Source organism: Erwinia sp. 1181_3 (assembly GCF_052824965.1).
Window position 1 is genome coordinate 23,316 of sequence record NZ_VTDE01000002.1, and the last position, 18,845, is coordinate 42,160.

Annotated in this window: 21 protein-coding genes and 1 pseudogene; 15 read left to right on the top strand and 7 right to left on the bottom strand. The window is 54.4% G+C overall.

The annotated features are described in order from the left end of the window. Positions 1-105: 105 nt before the first annotated feature. Positions 106-273, bottom strand: a complete 168-nt coding sequence (locus tag FY046_RS04480) for a YnfU family zinc-binding protein (RefSeq protein WP_420361213.1) — start codon at positions 271-273, stop codon at positions 106-108. Between the two features lie 160 nt (positions 274-433). Here FY046_RS04480 and FY046_RS04485 point away from each other — a divergent pair, with 160 nt between their 5' ends. Beyond that, positions 434-643, top strand: a complete 210-nt coding sequence (locus FY046_RS04485; RefSeq protein ID WP_197931306.1) for a hypothetical protein — start codon at positions 434-436, stop codon at positions 641-643. A gap of 68 nt (positions 644-711) precedes the next feature. Here the strand turns inward: FY046_RS04485 and FY046_RS04490 are convergent, their stop codons facing one another. Continuing rightward, on the bottom strand, positions 712-1,023 hold the full coding sequence (locus FY046_RS04490; RefSeq protein ID WP_133843308.1) for a hypothetical protein: 312 nt from the start codon (positions 1,021-1,023) through the stop codon (positions 712-714). Between the two features lie 179 nt (positions 1,024-1,202). On the opposite strand from FY046_RS04490, the gene FY046_RS04495 reads away from it, so the two are divergent. Both FY046_RS04495 and FY046_RS04500 read left to right on the top strand, forming a co-directional pair. Further along, complete coding sequence (locus tag FY046_RS04495) at positions 1,203-2,024, top strand: RNase A-like domain-containing protein (RefSeq protein ID WP_446185792.1); 822 nt, start codon at positions 1,203-1,205, stop codon at positions 2,022-2,024. A 2-nt stretch (positions 2,025-2,026) separates the two neighbouring features. Next, complete coding sequence (locus FY046_RS04500; RefSeq protein ID WP_133843304.1) at positions 2,027-2,353, top strand: contact-dependent growth inhibition system immunity protein; 327 nt, start codon at positions 2,027-2,029, stop codon at positions 2,351-2,353. Positions 2,354-2,407: 54 nt separating this feature from the next. Here the strand turns inward: FY046_RS04500 and FY046_RS04505 are convergent. After that, positions 2,408-2,610 (bottom strand): annotated as a pseudogene (locus tag FY046_RS04505) (hypothetical protein); the annotation flags it as partial. A 173-nt stretch (positions 2,611-2,783) separates the two neighbouring features. On the opposite strand from FY046_RS04505, the gene FY046_RS04510 reads away from it, so the two are divergent. The 3 genes from FY046_RS04510 (at position 2,784) to FY046_RS04520 (ending at position 3,779) form a co-directional block, all read left to right on the top strand. Then, on the top strand, positions 2,784-3,029 hold the full coding sequence (locus FY046_RS04510) for a hypothetical protein (protein ID WP_446185793.1): 246 nt from the start codon (positions 2,784-2,786) through the stop codon (positions 3,027-3,029). 2 nt (positions 3,030-3,031) lie between these two features. Next, entirely contained in the window at positions 3,032-3,358 is a 327-nt protein-coding gene (locus tag FY046_RS04515; protein ID WP_133843300.1) for a contact-dependent growth inhibition system immunity protein, read from the top strand. A gap of 94 nt (positions 3,359-3,452) precedes the next feature. Continuing rightward, on the top strand, positions 3,453-3,779 hold the full coding sequence (locus tag FY046_RS04520; protein WP_133843298.1) for a hypothetical protein: 327 nt from the start codon (positions 3,453-3,455) through the stop codon (positions 3,777-3,779). Between the two features lie 64 nt (positions 3,780-3,843). Here the strand turns inward: FY046_RS04520 and icd are convergent, their stop codons facing one another. After that, positions 3,844-5,094 (bottom strand): NADP-dependent isocitrate dehydrogenase, encoded by a 1,251-nt coding sequence (gene icd / locus FY046_RS04525; protein ID WP_339505903.1) that lies wholly within the window; start codon positions 5,092-5,094, stop codon positions 3,844-3,846. A gap of 103 nt (positions 5,095-5,197) precedes the next feature. Here icd and rluE point away from each other — a divergent pair, with 103 nt between their 5' ends. The 9 genes from rluE (at position 5,198) to FY046_RS04570 (ending at position 13,967) form a co-directional block, all read left to right on the top strand. Continuing rightward, on the top strand, positions 5,198-5,854 hold the full coding sequence (gene rluE, locus FY046_RS04530) for a 23S rRNA pseudouridine(2457) synthase RluE (protein ID WP_159337283.1): 657 nt from the start codon (positions 5,198-5,200) through the stop codon (positions 5,852-5,854). 48 nt (positions 5,855-5,902) lie between these two features. Next, positions 5,903-6,376: an NUDIX domain-containing protein gene (locus FY046_RS04535; protein ID WP_133843295.1), complete on the top strand. Its 474-nt coding sequence runs from the start codon at positions 5,903-5,905 to the stop codon at positions 6,374-6,376. Positions 6,377-6,436: 60 nt separating this feature from the next. Continuing rightward, positions 6,437-7,555, top strand: a complete 1,119-nt coding sequence (gene mnmA, locus FY046_RS04540) for a tRNA 2-thiouridine(34) synthase MnmA (protein WP_133843294.1) — start codon at positions 6,437-6,439, stop codon at positions 7,553-7,555. Between the two features lie 83 nt (positions 7,556-7,638). Then, a complete protein-coding gene (hflD, locus tag FY046_RS04545) occupies positions 7,639-8,283 on the top strand; it encodes a high frequency lysogenization protein HflD (RefSeq protein WP_446185794.1) in 645 nt (214 codons plus the stop codon). A gap of 28 nt (positions 8,284-8,311) precedes the next feature. Further along, on the top strand, positions 8,312-9,682 hold the full coding sequence (gene purB / locus FY046_RS04550) for an adenylosuccinate lyase (RefSeq protein WP_159337284.1): 1,371 nt from the start codon (positions 8,312-8,314) through the stop codon (positions 9,680-9,682). Between the two features lie 181 nt (positions 9,683-9,863). Further along, entirely contained in the window at positions 9,864-10,532 is a 669-nt protein-coding gene (gene phoP / locus FY046_RS04555; RefSeq protein ID WP_133843291.1) for a two-component system response regulator PhoP, read from the top strand. A gap of 2 nt (positions 10,533-10,534) precedes the next feature. Further along, a complete protein-coding gene (gene phoQ, locus FY046_RS04560) occupies positions 10,535-11,995 on the top strand; it encodes a two-component system sensor histidine kinase PhoQ (RefSeq protein ID WP_133843289.1) in 1,461 nt (486 codons plus the stop codon). 78 nt (positions 11,996-12,073) lie between these two features. After that, positions 12,074-13,201, top strand: coding sequence for a ribosomal protein uL16 3-hydroxylase (locus FY046_RS04565; RefSeq protein WP_159337285.1), 1,128 nt, complete (start codon positions 12,074-12,076; stop codon positions 13,199-13,201). A 106-nt stretch (positions 13,202-13,307) separates the two neighbouring features. Further along, positions 13,308-13,967 (top strand): O-methyltransferase, encoded by a 660-nt coding sequence (locus tag FY046_RS04570; RefSeq protein ID WP_212814163.1) that lies wholly within the window; start codon positions 13,308-13,310, stop codon positions 13,965-13,967. 162 nt (positions 13,968-14,129) lie between these two features. Here the strand turns inward: FY046_RS04570 and FY046_RS04575 are convergent, their stop codons facing one another. Genes FY046_RS04575 through FY046_RS04585 form a run of 3 tightly spaced genes read right to left on the bottom strand, consistent with a single transcriptional unit; the run spans position 14,130 to position 18,626 of the window. Beyond that, positions 14,130-16,109 carry a hydantoinase B/oxoprolinase family protein gene (locus FY046_RS04575; protein ID WP_446185795.1) on the bottom strand — a complete coding sequence of 660 codons (1,980 nt, stop codon included), beginning with the start codon at positions 16,107-16,109 and terminating at the stop codon, positions 14,130-14,132. Continuing rightward, on the bottom strand, positions 16,099-18,159 hold the full coding sequence (locus tag FY046_RS04580; RefSeq protein WP_446185796.1) for a hydantoinase/oxoprolinase family protein: 2,061 nt from the start codon (positions 18,157-18,159) through the stop codon (positions 16,099-16,101). Before FY046_RS04580 ends, FY046_RS04575 begins: the two co-directional genes overlap by 11 nt. After that, a complete protein-coding gene (locus FY046_RS04585) occupies positions 18,156-18,626 on the bottom strand; it encodes a GNAT family N-acetyltransferase (RefSeq protein ID WP_133843279.1) in 471 nt (156 codons plus the stop codon). Before FY046_RS04585 ends, FY046_RS04580 begins: the two co-directional genes overlap by 4 nt. Positions 18,627-18,845: the final 219 nt, after the last annotated feature.

Here is an 18,845-nt window from a genome sequence, read left to right on the forward strand (position 1 = left end):
GGAGCGCGGCGCTGAACCTGATCCGACAATAGTGTATGTGGCAAAACGGGACGGCGAAAAAGCAAAAACCGCCCATCCGGCGGTTTGTGACAAAATCGGTAACGGTTACTGCTGCAGGGTGAATCTCGTTTCGCAATGCGGGCATTTCATCGGTGAGGCTTTTGATTGCATGGTGATCGACTGTCGGCCAGGTCGGTGACAATCAGGGCATTCCACTTCGGTGGTAATCAGCTTAATCCGCTCCATTGCATACTGGAAGTAGGTCATGACCATTTTCCTCTTGTATCCGCGTGAAAGATAAAACTAACATAGCGCGCTAATGGTTAACCAGAGCTTATGTTAATTTTTTACCTATTCTTACAGAACCGGAGCGGGAAGTGATGCCATTGCCTTTTCGCCCCGCGATAGATTCTGCCGTACAAAAGGAGAGAGCATGATCAACAAAACCACCTTACTGATAGCCATCGCGGCTCTTACAACCGCCTGTTCACCACATCAGCCGAAGCAACAGCGCAGTGAAACGCCTGAATGCCGTACCTGGCGCACCATGATGACCGCCCCGCTGGCACCCGATGCATACGGCAGACTAAAAGCTGACTGTGAAAAATCCGTGGGCCGCGGTGACAGTATTCGTCCTGATTGATCGCTGTATGGGGTGTTCAGGGGCAAATCACTCAGGATGCCGTTTTGCTCTGAGCGCTTCGCCTGGCATCACAAGGTGGAGATCGACTGAACCTCATGCTGAAAAACGTAAGGGTCAGACAACAGTTCAAACACCTCATCATCCGGGTAAGTGACGGCAATCTGATAATGCTCTCCGGCAAATGCCTTCACGGCATTCAGATCCTCCCACCACGTCGCCAGGAAGAAATGCTCCCAGTCCCCCTGCGTTTCGCGTCGGACAGCTGCGCCTTTGTTACCCGGCGTCCCTGTTGCATGCTCCACCCCAGTCTTCTGCAAATGAGCGCTAAACCCTTCAGCGTGTTTGAGAGGCACGCAGCCGTGCCATGTCCTGACAATCATTGATCCATTCTCCTAAAGCGATCACACACATAAGATATCCACTATTAAGCCATCACTTGCCGATGCTATGCAAAATTGAGTGTTTTTACGAAAAAGACGCAGGTGCCCTGGATAATATTTACCCGTTAATCCTACTCCTTTATCCTCAGTTCTGGATGATGTGATAACAAGGAAACGTTATGGAAAACGGTTTTAGTATTGCCATGACCCCGGTCCCGTTGGCAGCCGTCATGGCTGATGAGTCAGTGCTCACTGAGCGTATCTGGGGCAGTATCGGGTTTCTCGGTAGTGTGCTGGAGCTGGCCGGTGCCACTGCCCTTTGCCTGGTCCCGGAACCTACCGGAGTGACGAAAGCGGGATGCATTATTGTGGGGGCGCACAGTCTGGATGGGATGAGTGCTTCGGCCTGGCAGGTGTATTCCGGCAAACCAACGGCCTCAATGACCGCTCGCGCTACGGCGGGTATCGCAAGTGAGCTGGGCGCAGATAAGTCTACGGCTGACCAGATCGGTATCGCCGTGGATGTGATACTCCCGTTCTCAGTAGCGGGTACGGCTCGTGTGGCATCGGTCAGAATGGGACAGGTTAATTTGATGAGGCATGAGGCCGTGAAAGGTTTTTCGGGCGGTGGGCATACTTTGAGAAAGCATGTGGGCAAATCTGAGCGTGAATTACTGGAAAAGGTTAAGAGGGGTATTCAGTCAGGTTCATTCAAAGAAGGAAACGCTGCCAGCTCTTTCATTTCTCTGCATATTGCCGAACAGGCCATAAGCAAAGCCGTTAAAGCCAATCGGGCTGAAATTCGGCAATGGGCAAAGAGTAATAGCACTGATAATGAATCTCACCTTATTTTTAAGTATAACGTTAAGAAAAATGTAGGGATCATTGTTAAATATGATTCAACTGAGGCAGTTAAAGCCACCAGAATTGAGGTTGTTATGAAGAAAAAAAGATTCAACAACAAACCTTATTACATCACCACAGCTTATCCGGTACTTTAAATATGAAAAAATTCACCAGCATTAGTAACTTTTTCATCATTTTTTTTGGACAGGACAGTGATGAATATGGTGAAAGTTATCCAGAGATTGTAGATTCTGCTTTTAAGATTTATGTGGAAGATGGTGGTAATTATCTCAATAACCTAATCACCAACATTGATGACTTTCGTAAAAATTACCCGGACAATGAGTCCGCTGCTGTTGCCCTGAATGAACTTACCGGAGGGTCTGCGGGCAATACGAGATGTTACACACCAACACTTCTTGAATTTCTGGAGTGGCTTTCGTCCACTCTAAAACAAAAGCGTGATGAGTATAACGCCAGATAATACTCTACGGCCCACATCCATGTGGGCCACTGTCACCGTGTTACCTTCCTGAATGTCTCCGGCAAATGCCTTCACGGCATCCAGACACTCCCACCACGTCAAATGCTCCCAGTCCCCCTGCGTTTCACGGCGGACAGCTGCGCCTTTGTTACCCGGCGTCCCTTTTGCATGCTCTACCCCAGCTTTCTCTGCAAGTGAGCGCTAAATCCTTCCACGTGTTTGAGAGGCACGTAGCCGTGCCATGTCCTGACAATCATTCATCCTCGTAAAGCGATCACATATAAGATATCCACGATTAAGTCATCACTTGCCGATGCTATACAAAATTGAGTGTTTTTACGAAAAAGACGCGAGTGCACTGGATAATATTTACCCGTTGCACCCACTCCTTTACCCTCAGTTCTGGATGATGTGATAACAAGGAAACGTTATGGAAAACGGTTTTAGTATTGCAATGACCCCGGTCCAGTTGGCTGCCGTCATGGCTGATGAGTCAGTGCTCACTGAGCGTATCTGGGGCAGAGAAATAAACGCTGCCAGCTCTTTCATTTCTCTGGAGATTGCCGAACAGGCAATAAGCAAAGCAGTTAAAGCCACCAAAATTGAGGTTGTTATGAAGAAAAAACAATTCAACAACAAGCCTTATTACATCACTACGGATTTCCCGGTAATTTAAATATGAAAAACTTCACCAACATTAGTAACTTTTTCATCGTTTTCTTCGGGCAAGACAGTGATGAATATGGCGAAAATTATCCCGACATTGTCGATTCTGCTTTCAAAATCTATATTGAAGATGGTGAAAACTATCTGGATAATCTGATCCGTAATATTGATGATTTCTGCCAGACTTATCCGGACAATGAATCTGCCGCTGTCGCTCTGAACAAGCTGACGCGATATTTAGCCGGTGACACCCATTATTATACCCCGACACTGCTTGATTTTCTTGCGTGGTTATCTGCCTCTCTGAAGCAAAAGCGGCAAGAAGATCGCGCTAAATAACATGAAAAATAAACTTGTCGTCGTGTTATTCAAGGAGACTTACTATGGTAAACCCTACTATATCCTTACTGCTTATCCTGTGCCGGGGTAACTGATGAATGATCATAAATGGATTAGCGATTTTTTCGTGGTTTTCTTCGGGCAGGACTCTGACGAATACGGAGATACTTATCCGGAAATTGTTGATACTGCCTTTAAAACCATCTCCAGGCATGGCATGCAACATATTGATGATTTGATTAATAGCATCGATCTGTTTCGGGAAACTTATACCGATAATGAGTCTGCGGCATCGGCTTTAAACACGTTGACGAACGGATTGGCTGGTGACACCCATTATTACACCCCAACGCTACTTGATTTCCTGGCGTGGCTATCTGCCTCTCTGAAGCAAAAACGTGAAGAATATCACGCTAAATAATTCGAAACTGAAAATAAAAACGGGAACCCTAAAGTTCCCGTCAGCACAGCATCAGCAGGGCTGATTACATGTGTTTGATCATCGCGTCGCCAAACTCTGAAGCTTTCAGCAGTTTAGCGCCTTCCATCTGACGCTCGAAGTCATAGGTCACGGTTTTGGCAGCAATTGCGCCTTCCATGCCTTTAACAATCAGGTCAGCGGCTTCGAACCATTCCATATGACGCAGCATCATTTCTGCAGACAGGATGATAGAACCTGGGTTTACTTTATCCTGGCCAGCATACTTAGGTGCAGTACCGTGGGTGGCTTCAAACAGTGCACATTCGTCACCGATGTTAGCACCCGGAGCAATACCGATACCGCCCACCTGCGCCGCCAGGGCGTCAGAGATGTAGTCACCGTTCAGGTTCATACAGGCAATTACGTCATACTCAGCCGGACGCAGCAGGATCTGCTGCAGGAAGGCATCGGCGATCACGTCTTTAATGACGATCTCTTTGCCGGTGTTCGGGTTCTTCACCGTCATCCACGGACCACCATCGATCAGCTCACCGCCGAATTCTTCTTTCGCCAACTGGTAACCCCAGTCTTTGAAAGCGCCTTCGGTGAATTTCATGATGTTGCCTTTGTGAACCAGCGTTACAGAATCACGGTCGTTAGTGATTGCGTATTCGATGGCTGCACGCACCAGACGCTGGGTGCCCGCTTCTGAACATGGCTTAACGCCGATACCGCACTGCTCAGGGAAGCGAATTTTCTTCACGCCCATTTCATCACGCAGGAACTTGATGACTTTATCTGCTTCCGGCGTACCCGCTTTCCACTCGATACCCGCATAGATATCTTCGGAGTTCTCACGGAAAATCACCATATCGGTGTCTTCCGGGCGTTTCACCGGGCTTGGTGTGCCGGTGTAGTAACGGACAGGACGCAGGCAGATGTACAGATCAAGCTGCTGACGCAGGGCAACGTTCAGGGAACGAATACCGCCGCCGACCGGGGTGGTCAGTGGGCCTTTGATGGCAACGCGATATTCTTTAATCAGGTCGAGGGTTTCTTCTGGTAACCAGACATCCTGGCCGTAAAGCTCTACCGATTTCTCACCGGTGTAAATTTCCATCCAGGAAATTTTACGCTCACCGTTGTAAGCTTTCTGCACAGCGGCATCAACAACTTTGATCATCACTGGAGACACGTCAACGCCAATGCCATCACCTTCGATGAACGGGATGATTGGATTGTTAGGTACGTTGAGTTTTCCCTGATCCAGGGTGATTTTCTGACCTTCCGCCGGAACAACTACTTTGCTTTCCATTAACCTCTCCTTCGAGCGCTTTTTTTTGTTAATGACTTGTAAGATGCGCGTCAATACTACTTGAATATTGACTCCGCGCCAATCATCTCGGGATTGCGGTATAATGCACTCATTGTTACTCAGTGCAAAGACCATGCGAAAATCTTCCTTGACGAATCATCACCCTGGGCGTTCCGGCCCGCGCCGCGCCGCCAAACCAGCCGTTAAAGGCCCACGTTGCGTGGTGCTGTTTAATAAGCCCTTTGATGTGTTGCCCCAGTTCAGCGATGAAGCCGGGCGCCGCACGCTAAAAGATTATGTTCCCCAGCCGGGTATTTATGCTGCCGGGCGCCTTGACCGTGACAGCGAAGGGCTGATGGTGCTGACCAATGACGGCGCACTCCAGGCCACGCTGACCCAGCCCGGTAAACGCACCGGAAAAATCTATTTTGTACAGGTCGAGGGCGATCCGCAGGAGAGTGACCTGCAACCGTTACGCACTGGCGTAAATCTGAAAGATGGCCCCACCCTGCCCGCCGGGGTAGAAAAAGTGGCCGCCCCCGACTGGTTGTGGGATCGTCAACCTCCGATTCGTGAGCGCAAAGCGATTCCGACCTGCTGGCTGAAAATCACCCTGTTTGAAGGGCGTAACCGTCAGGTACGCCGAATGACGGCGCATATTGGCTTTCCCACCCTGCGGCTGATCCGTTTCTCCATGGGTGCGTTACAGTTACAGGGCCTGGCGCCGGGCGAATGGCGTGATATCAGCAACGAAATCTGACTTTTTAACGCGTGGCACGCTGCGCGTCTTAACCGAATGGAGGACATTATGTTTAAACCGCACGTCACCGTAGCCACGGTGGTACAGGCTGAAGGACAGTTTCTGGTAGTAGAAGAACGTGTGCGTGGACGCACAACATGGAACCAGCCTGCGGGCCATCTGGAAGCGGATGAAACGCTGCTTCAGGCGGCGGTGCGTGAACTGTCGGAAGAGACCGGCATTGATGCGATTCCCCAGGCCTTTTTACGTCTGCACCAGTGGATTGCCCCGGATAACACCCCGTTCCTGCGTTTCCTGTTCGCCCTGGATCTGCCTGAAGCGATCGACACCTACCCACAGGACCGCGATATTGATCGCTGCTGGTGGCTGCCGCCGCAGGAGATCATGACGTCAAAAAAACTGCGCTCACCACTGGTCGCAGAAAGCCTGCACATTTATCAGACCGGCCCGCGCTATCCGCTGGAGATCCTCAGTGCCTTCCAGTGGCCGTTTAGCGAGAGTGCGCAGGTCGCCGACGCGTGATAGAATGCCGCGCAATTTTATCAGAGTCGCCTTTAACGGCTCCTTAAAGTCGGACAAGCAATGTTGAACAGTTCTAACAGCCAGAAAAAAGTGATCGTCGGGATGTCCGGCGGCGTTGACTCCTCCGTTTCCGCCTGGTTGCTCCAGCAACAGGGTTATCAGGTTGAAGGCCTGTTTATGAAAAACTGGGAGGAGGATGATGGTGAGGAGTATTGCACCGCAGCGGAAGATTTAGCCGATGCGCAGGCAGTCTGTGACAAGCTCGGTATCTATCTGCATACGGTCAATTTTGCCGCCGAATACTGGGACAACGTGTTTGAACACTTCCTGGCGGAATACAAAGCGGGCCGTACGCCCAATCCTGATATTCTCTGCAATAAAGAGATCAAATTTAAAGCCTTCCTGGAATTTGCCGCCGAAGATCTGGGGGCCGACTACATCGCCACCGGTCACTACGTGCGTCGCCAGGATGTGGACGGTAAAAGCCGCCTGCTGCGCGGTCTGGATGGCAATAAAGATCAGAGCTACTTCCTCTACACCCTCGGTCATGAACAGATTGCACAAAGCCTGTTCCCGGTGGGCGAATTAGAGAAACCGGAAGTCCGCCGTATTGCTGAACAGCTTGATTTGATCACCGCGAAGAAAAAAGACTCTACCGGCATCTGCTTTATCGGTGAGCGCAAATTTACCGAGTTCCTGGGTCGTTATCTGCCCGCTCAGCCGGGGCCGATTGTCTCCGTTGACGGCGACACCGTGGGGCAGCATCAGGGTCTGATGTACCACACGCTGGGCCAGCGCAAAGGGCTGGGCATCGGCGGTACCAAAGACGGTAACGAAGAGCCATGGTACGTAGTCGATAAGGACGTGGCGAACAATGTGCTGGTGGTTGCTCAGGGCCATGACCATCCGCGTCTGATGTCCACGGGCCTGATTGCTCAGCAGTTGCACTGGGTGGATCGCGAAACGCTGACCGCACCGCTGCGCTGCATGGTGAAAACCCGTTATCGTCAGGAAGATATCCCCTGCACTGTCACCCCGCTGGATGCTGAACGTATTGAAGTACGTTTTGACCAGCCGGTGGCAGCCGTGACGCCTGGGCAGTCGGCGGTTTTCTATATCGATGAAGTCTGCCTGGGTGGCGGCATCATCGAGCAGCGTCAGCCGCTGGTTAACGCATAAGCGGGTTAACACATCAACAGTCGGGCCGCAGAACAGCAGCCAACGTACCAGCAGCCTGAAGTCTGGCGTATACAGGAGTTACCGTGGCGAAGAATTACTATGATATTACTCTGGCACTGGCTGGCGTCTGCCAGTCCGCTAACCTGGTGCAGCAACTGGCGCACCAGGGACAGTGCCCGCCCGATGCGTTAAAAACATCGCTGAAGAGCCTGCTGGACCTGAACCCGTCATCCACACTGGCGGTGTTCGGTAACGACGAAGCAAACCTGCAGTTTGGTCTGGAAACCCTGCTGGCCGTGCTGAACAGCAACAGCCGCCAGGGTCTGGGCGCCGAACTGACGCGTTACACGCTGAGTATGATGGTGCTGGAGCGTAAACTGAACGCCAGCAAAACGGCACTGAATGAGTTGTCCAGCCGTATTGCCCAGCTCGATCGCCAACTGGCGCACTACGATCTGGAATCCGATACCCTGTTAAGCGCGATGGCAGGGATTTATGTCGATGTAATCAGCCCGCTCGGCCCGCGCATCCAGGTCACCGGTTCACCGGCTGTCCTGCAGAATAGTCAGGTACAGAGCAAAGTTCGTGCAACATTGCTGGCGGGTATCCGTGCAGCGGTGTTGTGGCAGCAGGTCGGCGGTGGCCGTCTGCAGCTGATGTTTTCCCGTAACCGCTTAGTCAATGAGGCAAAAGCGATTCTGGCCCGCCTTAACGGGACCCCAACCTGATTTTTTAACCGATCCTGGAGCAGCAACAATGGAATTATCCTCTCTGACCGCCGTCTCACCTGTAGATGGCCGTTATGGCGACAAAGTCAGCCCACTGCGTGGTATTTTCAGCGAATATGGCCTGCTGAAATTCCGCGTTGAGGTTGAAGTTCGCTGGTTACAGAAACTGGCAACCTGCGCTGCGATCAAGGAAGTTCCTGCATTTGATGCCGACGCAAACGCTTACCTTGATGATATTGTCAGCAGTTTCAGCGAAGAAGACGCTGCGCGCATCAAAACCATTGAGCGCACCACCAATCACGATGTGAAAGCAGTGGAATACTTTCTGAAAGAGAAAGTGGAATCCGTCCCTGCCCTGCACGCGGTATCTGAATTTATTCACTTCGCCTGTACTTCAGAAGATATCAATAACCTGTCACACGCGCTGATGCTGGAAACCGCACGCCGTGAGGTGATTGTGCCTTACTGGAACAAAATCATCGTCGCCGTGAAGGACCTGGCGGTGCAGTACCGTGATATCCCATTGCTGTCGCGCACCCACGGCCAGCCTGCAACGCCGTCAACGCTGGGTAAAGAGATGGCGAACGTTGCCTATCGCTTTGAGCGTCAGTTGCGCCAGTTAGAACGCATTGAAATCCTGGGTAAAATCAACGGTGCCGTGGGCAACTACAACGCCCACATCGCGGCGTACCCGGAAGTGGACTGGCATGAATTCAGTGAAACCTTCGTGACGTCATTGGGCGTGACATGGAATCCGTACACCACGCAGATCGAGCCGCACGACTACATTGCCGAGCTGTTTGACTGCATGGCGCGCTTTAACACCATTCTGATCGACTTCGATCGTGATGTCTGGGGTTACATCGCACTGAACCACTTCAAGCAGAAAACCATTGCGGGTGAAATCGGTTCTTCCACCATGCCGCACAAGGTGAACCCGATTGACTTCGAAAACTCCGAAGGCAACCTGGGCCTGGCTAACGCCATGATGCAGCACCTGGCCAGCAAACTGCCGGTATCACGCTGGCAGCGCGACCTGACCGACTCCACGGTACTGCGTAACCTCGGCGTGGGCGTGGGTTATGCACTGATCGCTTATCAGGCAACGCTGAAAGGCATCTCCAAACTGGAAGTGAACCGCGCGCGTCTGCTGGACGAGCTGGATCACAACTGGGAAGTGCTGGCTGAACCGATCCAGACAGTCATGCGCCGTTACGGCATCGAAAAACCTTACGAGAAGTTGAAAGAACTGACGCGCGGTAAACGTGTTGACGCTGAAGGCATGAAAACCTTCATCGACGGACTGGATCTGCCGGAAGACGAGAAAACTCGCCTGAAGCAGATGACCCCGGCCAACTATATCGGCCGCGCCATCCAGATGGTTGACGACCTGAAATAATCTCGCCCCACCGGGCCGGCTCAGTCGGCCCGTGTTAACCTCTTGTTTATCTGATCTCCCCTATACTTAACGCCTGTTGTGCCCCCAAAAAAAGCGACCCACCGTTCGGGCTATTGCACCTTCAGGTCTCCTGGGGCTATGTTGTTAATTCTGGTTATTTGATCTTATTAAGGATTCGGTTATGCGAGTGTTAGTTGTGGAAGATAATCCGCTGCTGCGTCATCATCTGGCGGTGCAGTTGCGTGAGATGGGCCACCAGGTTGATGCCGCCGAAGACGCGAAAGAAGCCGACTATTTCCTCAATGAACACACACCGGATATTACCCTGGTCGATCTCGGGCTGCCGGATGAAGACGGCATGGCGCTGATCCGCCGCTGGCGCAGCCAGGAAGTCCGTCAGCCGATTCTGGTCCTCACCGCGCGTGACGGCTGGCAGGCTAAAGTTGAAGCACTGGAAGCCGGTGCCGATGATTACGTGACCAAGCCCTTTCATATTGAAGAGGTCGTGGCCCGGATGCAGGCGTTGATGCGCCGCAACAGCGGGTTAGCCTCGCAAATTATCACCCTGCACCCTTTTCAGGTGGATCTCTCACGCCGTGAGCTGACGATCAATGAGCAGCAGATCAAACTGACCGCCTTCGAGTACACCATTATTGAAACGCTGATACGCAATGCAGGCAAAGTGGTCAGCAAAGACTCGCTGATGCTGCAACTCTACCCCGATGCCGAACTGCGCGAGAGTCACACGATTGATGTGCTGATGGGCCGCTTACGCAAAAAAATCCTGGCAGAGCACGCTCAGGACGTCATCACTACGGTGCGCGGTCAGGGCTACCGCTTCGATCTCTGAGCATGTTTAACTGGCGCCGCAAAAAACCGCTTTCGCTGCGGGTCCGTTTCTTACTCGCTACCGCAGCGGTCGTGTTAACCATGTCGCTCTCCTACGGCATGGTGGCGGTCATCGGTTATGTGGTGAGCTTCGATAAAAACACCTACCGCGTGCTGCGCAGCGAAAGTAATCTGTTTTTCACTCTCTCCCAGTGGCAGGACAATAAGCTGACTATCGTGCAGCCTGAGCGCATGACGCTCAATTTTCCTGCGCTGGTGTTTATTTACGACAATAACGGCAAACTGCTGTGGCAACAGCGCGACGTCCCCGATATTCGCAGCAAGATCCGCCGCGAATGGCTGAATAAGTCGGATTTTTATGAGATCGACACCAATAATCACACCAGCCGCGAAGTGCTGGGCAACGATCGGGATGCACAAAGTAAACTCAGCGCCTATGACGATGATGGCAACGATACCTTCACCCACTCGGTGGCGGTGAACCGTTATGATGCCACGCCCAACCTGCCGGCGCTGACCATTGTAGTGGTCGACTCCATTCCGCAAGAGCTACAACACTCTGACGTGGTGTGGTCGTGGTTCAGCTATGTCTTGCTGGCCAATCTGCTGCTGATTATCCCGTTGCTGTGGCTGGCAGCCCACTGGAGTCTGCGTCCGATTGGCGCACTGGCGGCCCAGGTCCGTGAGCTGGAAGGTGGCAATCGCGACACGCTTGATCCCGCCCCGCCCCAGGAGCTAAAAGGGCTGGTGCGAAATCTGAACCTGCTGCTGGATAACGAACGCCAGCGCTACACCCGTTACCGCACAACGCTGAGCGATCTGACGCACAGCCTGAAAACCCCGCTGGCGGTGCTGCAAACTACGCTGCGTTCGCTGCGCGGTGAACGCAATCTCTCCATCGAACAGGCCGAACCGATCATGCTGGAGCAGATCAGCCGTATCTCCCAGCAGATTGGCTATTACCTGCATCGCGCCAGCATGCAGGCCGATCACCATGCACTGAAGCGCGATGTGCATTCGGTGCCGGCCCTGCTCGACGGGCTGTGCTCGGCACTGAATAAAGTCTATCAGCGAAAAGGCGTTGTTCTGACGCTGGATATTTCACCGGAGGTGATTTTCGTCGGTGAGCAGAACGATTTTATGGAAGTGATGGGCAACGTACTGGATAACGCCTGCAAATACTGCCTGGAGTTCGTTGAGGTCAGCGTGCAACAGACGGAAAAAACACTGCTGCTTATCGTTGAGGATGACGGTCCTGGCATTCCGGAGAACAAGCGTGACCTGGTGTTTATTCGCGGTCAGCGTGCCGATACACTGCGCCCCGGCCAGGGGCTAGGCCTGTCACTGGCACGCGATATCCTCGAACAGTACGCGGGGGATATTCGTGCCAGCACCAGCGAGCTTGGCGGCGCACGTATGGAAGTCGAATTCCAGCGCCAGGAAATGCTGCACAAGCACGAGTAATTTTCCCCCCGGCCATGACATTACACAGTGGCCGTGCGCTGTTATAATCTTTCCACTTACGCGTTTCAGGAAACCATCATGGATTATCAGCTCGATCTCAACTGGCCCGATTTTATTCAGCGCTACTGGCAGAAACGCCCGGTAGTCCTCAAGCGCGGTTTCAAAAACTTCGTAGACCCTATTTCACCCGACGAACTGGCGGGTCTGGCGATGGAGAATGAAGTCGACAGCCGTCTGGTGAGTCACCAGGAGGGTAAATGGGAAGTCAGCCATGGCCCGTTTGAGAGCTTTGATCATCTTGGCGAAAATAACTGGTCACTGCTGGTACAGGCCGTTGACCACTGGCATGAACCTTCTGCCGCCCTGATGCATCCCTTCCGGATGATCCCCGACTGGCGCGTTGACGATCTAATGATCTCCTTCTCGGTGCCGGGAGGTGGCGTTGGCCCTCACTTCGACCAGTATGATGTGTTTATCATTCAGGGAACCGGCCGTCGTCGCTGGCGTGTGGGTGAAAAAACAGAGCTGAAACAGCACTGTCCGCACCCGGACCTGCTCCAGGTTGAACCCTTTGACGCGATTATCGATGAAGAGATGGAGCCGGGCGATATTCTCTACATCCCGCCAGGATTCCCGCACGAAGGCTACTCACTGGAAAACGCGATTAACTATTCAGTCGGTTTCCGTGCGCCAAGCGGACGTGAACTGATCAGCGGCTTTGCTGATTACGTGCTGGCACGTGAGCTGGGCAGCCGTCGCTTCAGCGATCCGGATGTGCAGCCACGCGAACATAATGCAGAGATCCTGCCTGACGAACTCGATGGTATTCGCGCCATGATGATGGACGTCATCAACCAGCCTGAGCACTTTAACCAGTGGTTCGGTGAGTTTGTTTCGCAGTCGCGCCACGAACTGGATGTCGCCCCGCCGGAACCGCCTTATCAACCGGATGAGATCTACGATGCGCTGCAACAGGGTGACAGGCTGTCACGCCTTGGCGGCCTGCGCGTGGTCTCGATTGGTCAGGCCGTATTTATTAACGGTGAGCAGGTGGAATCGCCGCACCGTGCAGCCCTGACCGCACTGGCGAACGATTTAACGCTGGGGCAGGATCAGTTCGGCGATGCGCTGGACGACCCGTCCTTCCTCGCCCAGCTGGCCGCGCTGGTCAACAGCGGCTACTGGTATTTTGCTGACGAAGAGTAATCCCTGCACGGGGCGGCCAGAAAAAGTCGCCCCGTTCCCTTCAGGCCGACACCTTCCAGGCTGCCCCAGCGACAATGATCCCGTCAATTATGTGAAAGGAAATCCCATGAATCAGCCACGCTGGACACAGGTCGACCAATATCTGGTGGAACAACTGGTGCCACAGGATGCGGCACTGCTGGCCGCGCTGGAAAACAACCAGGCCGCCGGGTTACCTGCCATTGATGTGGCCCCGAATCAGGGAAAACTGCTTAATCTGTTGGCGAAAATGGTCGGCGCAAAACGCATTCTGGAAATCGGAACGCTGGGCGGCTACAGCACACTGTGGCTGGCGCGGGCGCTGCCGGAAGACGGAAAAGTGATTACCCTGGAGTATGAAGCGCATCACGCAGAGATTGCCGCGCAGAATATTCGACGTGCCGGGCTGGAGAGCAAGGTCACGATCCGCGTGGGTGCCGCACTGGATACCCTGCCCACACTGGCTGACGCAGCGCCTTTTGATATGATCTTTATTGATGCCGACAAACGCAATAATCCGGCCTATCTGGAGTGGGCAATACAGTACTCACGTTCAGGCACCCTGATTATTGGTGATAACGTCGTGCGTAACGGACGGGTTGCCGATGGGGATACCAGCGACTGGAACATCCAGGGGGTGCGTGATTTTCTTTCGCAAATGGGCAGCGACCCGCGTCTGGATGCCACCGCCATTCAGACCGTGGGTGCCAAAGGCTGGGATGGGTTCTCGCTGGCGCTGGTGAAGTAATATTATCCCGGACCAGAAGGTTCCGGGACGATATTGGCCAGCGAAATCATCATCCCGGATACTATGACTGCAGGAAAAAATTAAAAATATTTAAAATACAAAACAATCCCCACACAAATCCCGTTATTCGGGACGTCTCGCAGAATTTGTGGGGGGAAATCATTACACCGCGCCCAGCGCCGGGAACCGCAGCTTAAGCTCCGCAAACAACTGCGACATCTGTTCATCCAGCGTCAGCTCATTGCCCTCACCCGCTTTCACCGCCGCAAAAACCTGGTGCTTAAGGAAGTGACGCCACACGACCGGTTGCTGCGCCAGAAATGCGGTCAGCAGTTGATAACGTTCCGGGGTCCAGACCGCTTCAAAGGTGCGCCGGGCTTCGCCCACATCAAAGTGTTCGCCGTTCCCCTCCGGCATAGCGGCACGCAGACGGGCTGTACCGATCTCGTCGATCTCACCGCACTGCAACGCCACACCGTACTGCTCACGCGCCGCCTGCTCCGTCAGGAAACCACACTGCACATCCTGCAGAACAGCCTGCACCCGGCGGTGTTTCGCCAGTCCGTAGCCTCCCGCGCCCGGGCCTTTGATGGCCACCACATCGCCAGGACCACAGTGGATCACATCGGTATTTCCGTGTTCCGTCACCCGGCCATCCGCATGTTCAGTACGGAACCATGAGGTACTTCCGGCCCGCCCACCGGCCGCCCCCGCAGAAGAGAAGACGGAACGGTTACGGTTACGCGCCGTAATAGTGGTATTAGGTGCAAATACCTCAAAGGCCATTTCCGTCGCCAGCCCACCGCGATACTCTCCGGCACCTGCGCTGTCCGCCGCCAGACCATAACGCAGAAAACGCACCGGGACCTCGGCTTCATTGATCTCAATCGGTGTGTTTTTCAGGAAGGCTGACAGACCACCGGAACCGTCCGGGCCATCATGTTTCGGTGTACCGCCCGCACCGCCGCCGACCGGGCCGAGCGAGGCCACCACACTGCGATTCAGCCCATCCACGGTACGAATATTGATAATCGAGTTACCGCCCGGTGAGTTCGCCGGCAGGCGCTCCGGCATCGCCAGCGAGAAAGCACCGACGGTGGCAATCTGAGACATGGCGCAGGTCAGAGAGCGCATGCCGACAGCGGCCGGGGCTTCACAGTTCATGATAGTGCCCGGCGGCAGGATTGCCCGCGTTGGCCGCAGCGTACCGGCATTGAGCAGTAGCGAACGATCCAGCGTCGAGAGGACATAGGTCACGCCAACCAGAGCCAGCGGGTGACGTTCGCGCCCGCCGGTTGGCATATTCAGCGATGACATCAATTGCGGATCGCTGCCGGTATAATCCAGCTCCAGGCTGTCGCCTTTAACACGCAGTGTCACGGCAATGCGGCACGGATAGCCGCCTTCGCCATCTTCATCCGCGTAATCGGCATAGAAGTAGTCACCGTCCGGAATGGTGCTGATAATGCCGCGTGCCTGTTGTTCGGCATAATCAAGAATACCGTCAATCCCGCTGAGGAAATCATCAATACCAAAGCGGGCGATAATCTCCTGTACCTTACGTTCACCAATATTCACGGACGCGATCTGGGCATTAAAGTCGCCCCAGTTCTGATCCGGCGCACGCACGTTAAGCCGCATAATGCGTGCCACTTCATGGTTCAGCACGCCACCGCTGATGATTTTCAGCGGTGGGATGCGGATGCCTTCCTGCACGATTTCCGTCAGCGAACGTGACAGGGAAGCCGGTACCGCACCGCCCACATCAGTGTTGTGAATATGCCCCACCACAAAACAGGTAATTTCTCCTTCGTGGAATACCGGTTTCCAGATATGAATATCAGGAGAATGCGTGGCGACATTGCCCGCGTAGGAATCATTGGTGATGCAGATATCCCCTTCCTGGTAGCCATCAATCAGCTCCAGCACCGGGCCATAATCAATACCGCTGTACCAGGGGGCGCCAAAGCTGCGCGGCGAGGCAAATGCCAGGCCGTCACGGCTGACAATCTGACAGGAGAAATCTTCCGTCTCTTTAACAAACGTCGAGTGCGCGGTGCGCATCAGGGTAAACGCCATCGCATCGGCCGCCGCCGCGCAGTAGTTGGCGAGAATTTGCAGGTTACGACCATCAATTGCCATGATGTGCTCCGGTTTGCGGGGTAATAATCAGGTTGCCATAGAGGTCAACATCGACCTGCATTTGCGGGGGAACACAGGTGGTGCAGTCATCCTGTGCAATGATCACCGGGCCGGTGAGCTGGTGCCCGGCGAACAGCGCACCGCGTGACACCACATCCACCTGCCACCAGCGTCCGTCAATCCAGGCTTCAACCTGGCGCACAACCGGCACCGGCCCCTCAGCCGCCGCCAGCGTTGTCAGGCGCGGTTTCGGGGTGGGCGATGACAGCACCAGCCGCAGGTTGATCAGTTGCACGGCGGCCTCTGCATCATGATGACCAAACAACCGGGTGTGATACGCATCGAAGGCACTGCGGATTGCCGCCAGATCGCCCTCCAGCAACCATGACGGTTGCAGCACCACATCGATCTCAAAAGACTGGCCGCGATAACGCATATCGGCCGAGAAGCTGAGTTCGTATGGCAAATCTGCACCATATTCACGCGCCAGCCAGCCTTCGGCTTCGGTGCGCAACTGCTGCGCATGCTGTTGCAGGCGGTCGCTGACCGCCACCGTCAGATCGCAGTACAGCGTGCGGATAAAGTCGTTCTTGATGTCGGCGACCAGCCCACCGAGCGCAGACAATACGCCCGGCGTCGGCGGTACCACCACCCCTTTTAGTTTCAGCTCACGCGCCAGGAAGCAGCCCATCATCGGCCCGGCACCGCCGAAGGCGAGGAAATAGAACTCGCGCGGGTCGAGGCCAAAGCGTGAGATCAGTCCGCTGGTGTCGCTGTACATACTGGAGATGGCCAGCGCGATAATATTTTCTGCCGTCTCTTCAATGCTAATCCCCAGCGGTTCTGCCAGTTTACCGACCGCTGCACGCGCCCCGGCCACATCCACCTGCACCGCGTTATAACCCAGATCGCCGTGACCAATCAGGCCACAGGCAGCAAAGGCATCCGTGGCGGTGGCTTCAGTGCCGCCACGACGGAAGCACACCGGGCCAGGCAGGGAACCGGCACTGTCCGGGCCAACCTGCAACACGCCGAGGCTGTCAATCCAGGCGATAGACCCCCCGCCCTGACCGACCGAGGTGACAGAAACAGAGGGAATATAAATGGGGAAGTCCCCGATAATTTCACCGCTGCCGTATTCCGGGCGGCCATTGATAATCACCGCCACATCGGCGCTGGTACCGCCGATATCCAGGCTCAACAGTCGGTCGAAGCCGCAGCTTTCCGCAATATAGCTGGCCCCCATCACCCCGGAGGCAGTGCCGGACAGCACCATCTGTACGCATTCGGCTTTGGCCTGCGCCAGCCCCATTACCCCACCGTTGGATTTGGTAATACGCGGCGGCACCGGTACCCCCATCTCCTTTAACGCCCGCTCGAAAGAGTCCAGATAGTGGATCACTTTCGGCTGCACATAGGCATTAATCACGGCAGTAATGGTGCGTTCATATTCGCGGATAATCGGCCAGATCTCTGCCGAACAGGAAGTCAGCAGTTCGGGAGCCAGTTCGGCAACCATCTCACGCACCAATGCTTCATTGCTGCCGTTGCGATAGCTGTGCAGCAGCGAAACCACGATACCCTCACAGCCTGCGGCGCGGGCAGCGTCAACCGCATTGACCACGCTCTGGCGGTCGACAGGCTGTAGCACTTTGCCATCACGGTCAGTACGTTCGGTAATCGCAAAGACCCGGTCACGGGAGATTAACGGCGTCGGCCGGCGCGAGAACAGATCGTGAATATGGGGAATTTTAAGCCGGGCCAGTTCCAGAACATCGCAGAACCCCTCCGTGGCAAACAGCGCCAGCCTGACCCCTTTACGCTGGATCACCGCGTTCACGCCAACGGTGGTGCCGTGAGTAAAATAGGTAATCTCTGTCGGATCAATGCCGTCGCGCTGCGTAAACGCCGCCAGCCCGGTCGTGATTTCGCTGCCCGGACTGTCAGGGCGGGACAGCACTTTCAGGGTACGGATGCTATTATCACGCTCGTCCAGCAGCGCAAAATCCGTAAACGATCCGCCAATATCGACGCCAACGCGGTAACTCATGGGGTGTTTTCCTCTGGTGGGGTGGGAACAAATTCCATCAATCGTTGTGGCTTTTCTACCGGCTGCCATCCTGCACGGCGATAGACCTCGTGGGCATCGTCGGTGGCCAGCATCCAGCGTTTTATCGTGTGTAATTCCGGGTGGGTCAGGATGGTCGCGGCAAACCAGCCGCCGAGGCCTTTGCCGCGATGCGCATCATCAATCATCACATCACTGAGGTAAGCAAAGCGGCTGTAGTCGGTGATCAGCCTCCCAAAGCCCACCTGCTGCTGATGATGATAAATACCGAATGTCAGGGAAGCCGCGAGAGAGCGTTCGGTCATCTCCCGCGTCTGCCCCTGCGCCCAGTAACTCTTTTCGGCGATCTGACGATGAACCCAGTCAATATCGAGTTTTTGCGGGTCACTGCTTAACAGATAGTCATCGCGCTGCCATTCGGCAATGGCGGGCACAAGCGGCTTCAGCATAAGGATTCCTGACTCTTTTTTTAGCGGATAAAAAGAGTGTAAGGCCTTTAGCGGCAGGAGTTTTTTGGTTCATAGCGGGTAAGACGGCGTTTTGTGGGGAATTGGTGGGAAGTGGGGAAATATTCTGCCGGGGGAGTTCAGCCATCCCGGGCGCGGCATGCCACGCCCCTACGGGAGTAAGTCGCTGTAGGAGGCGGGCATGCGATGTCACTGTGGGTG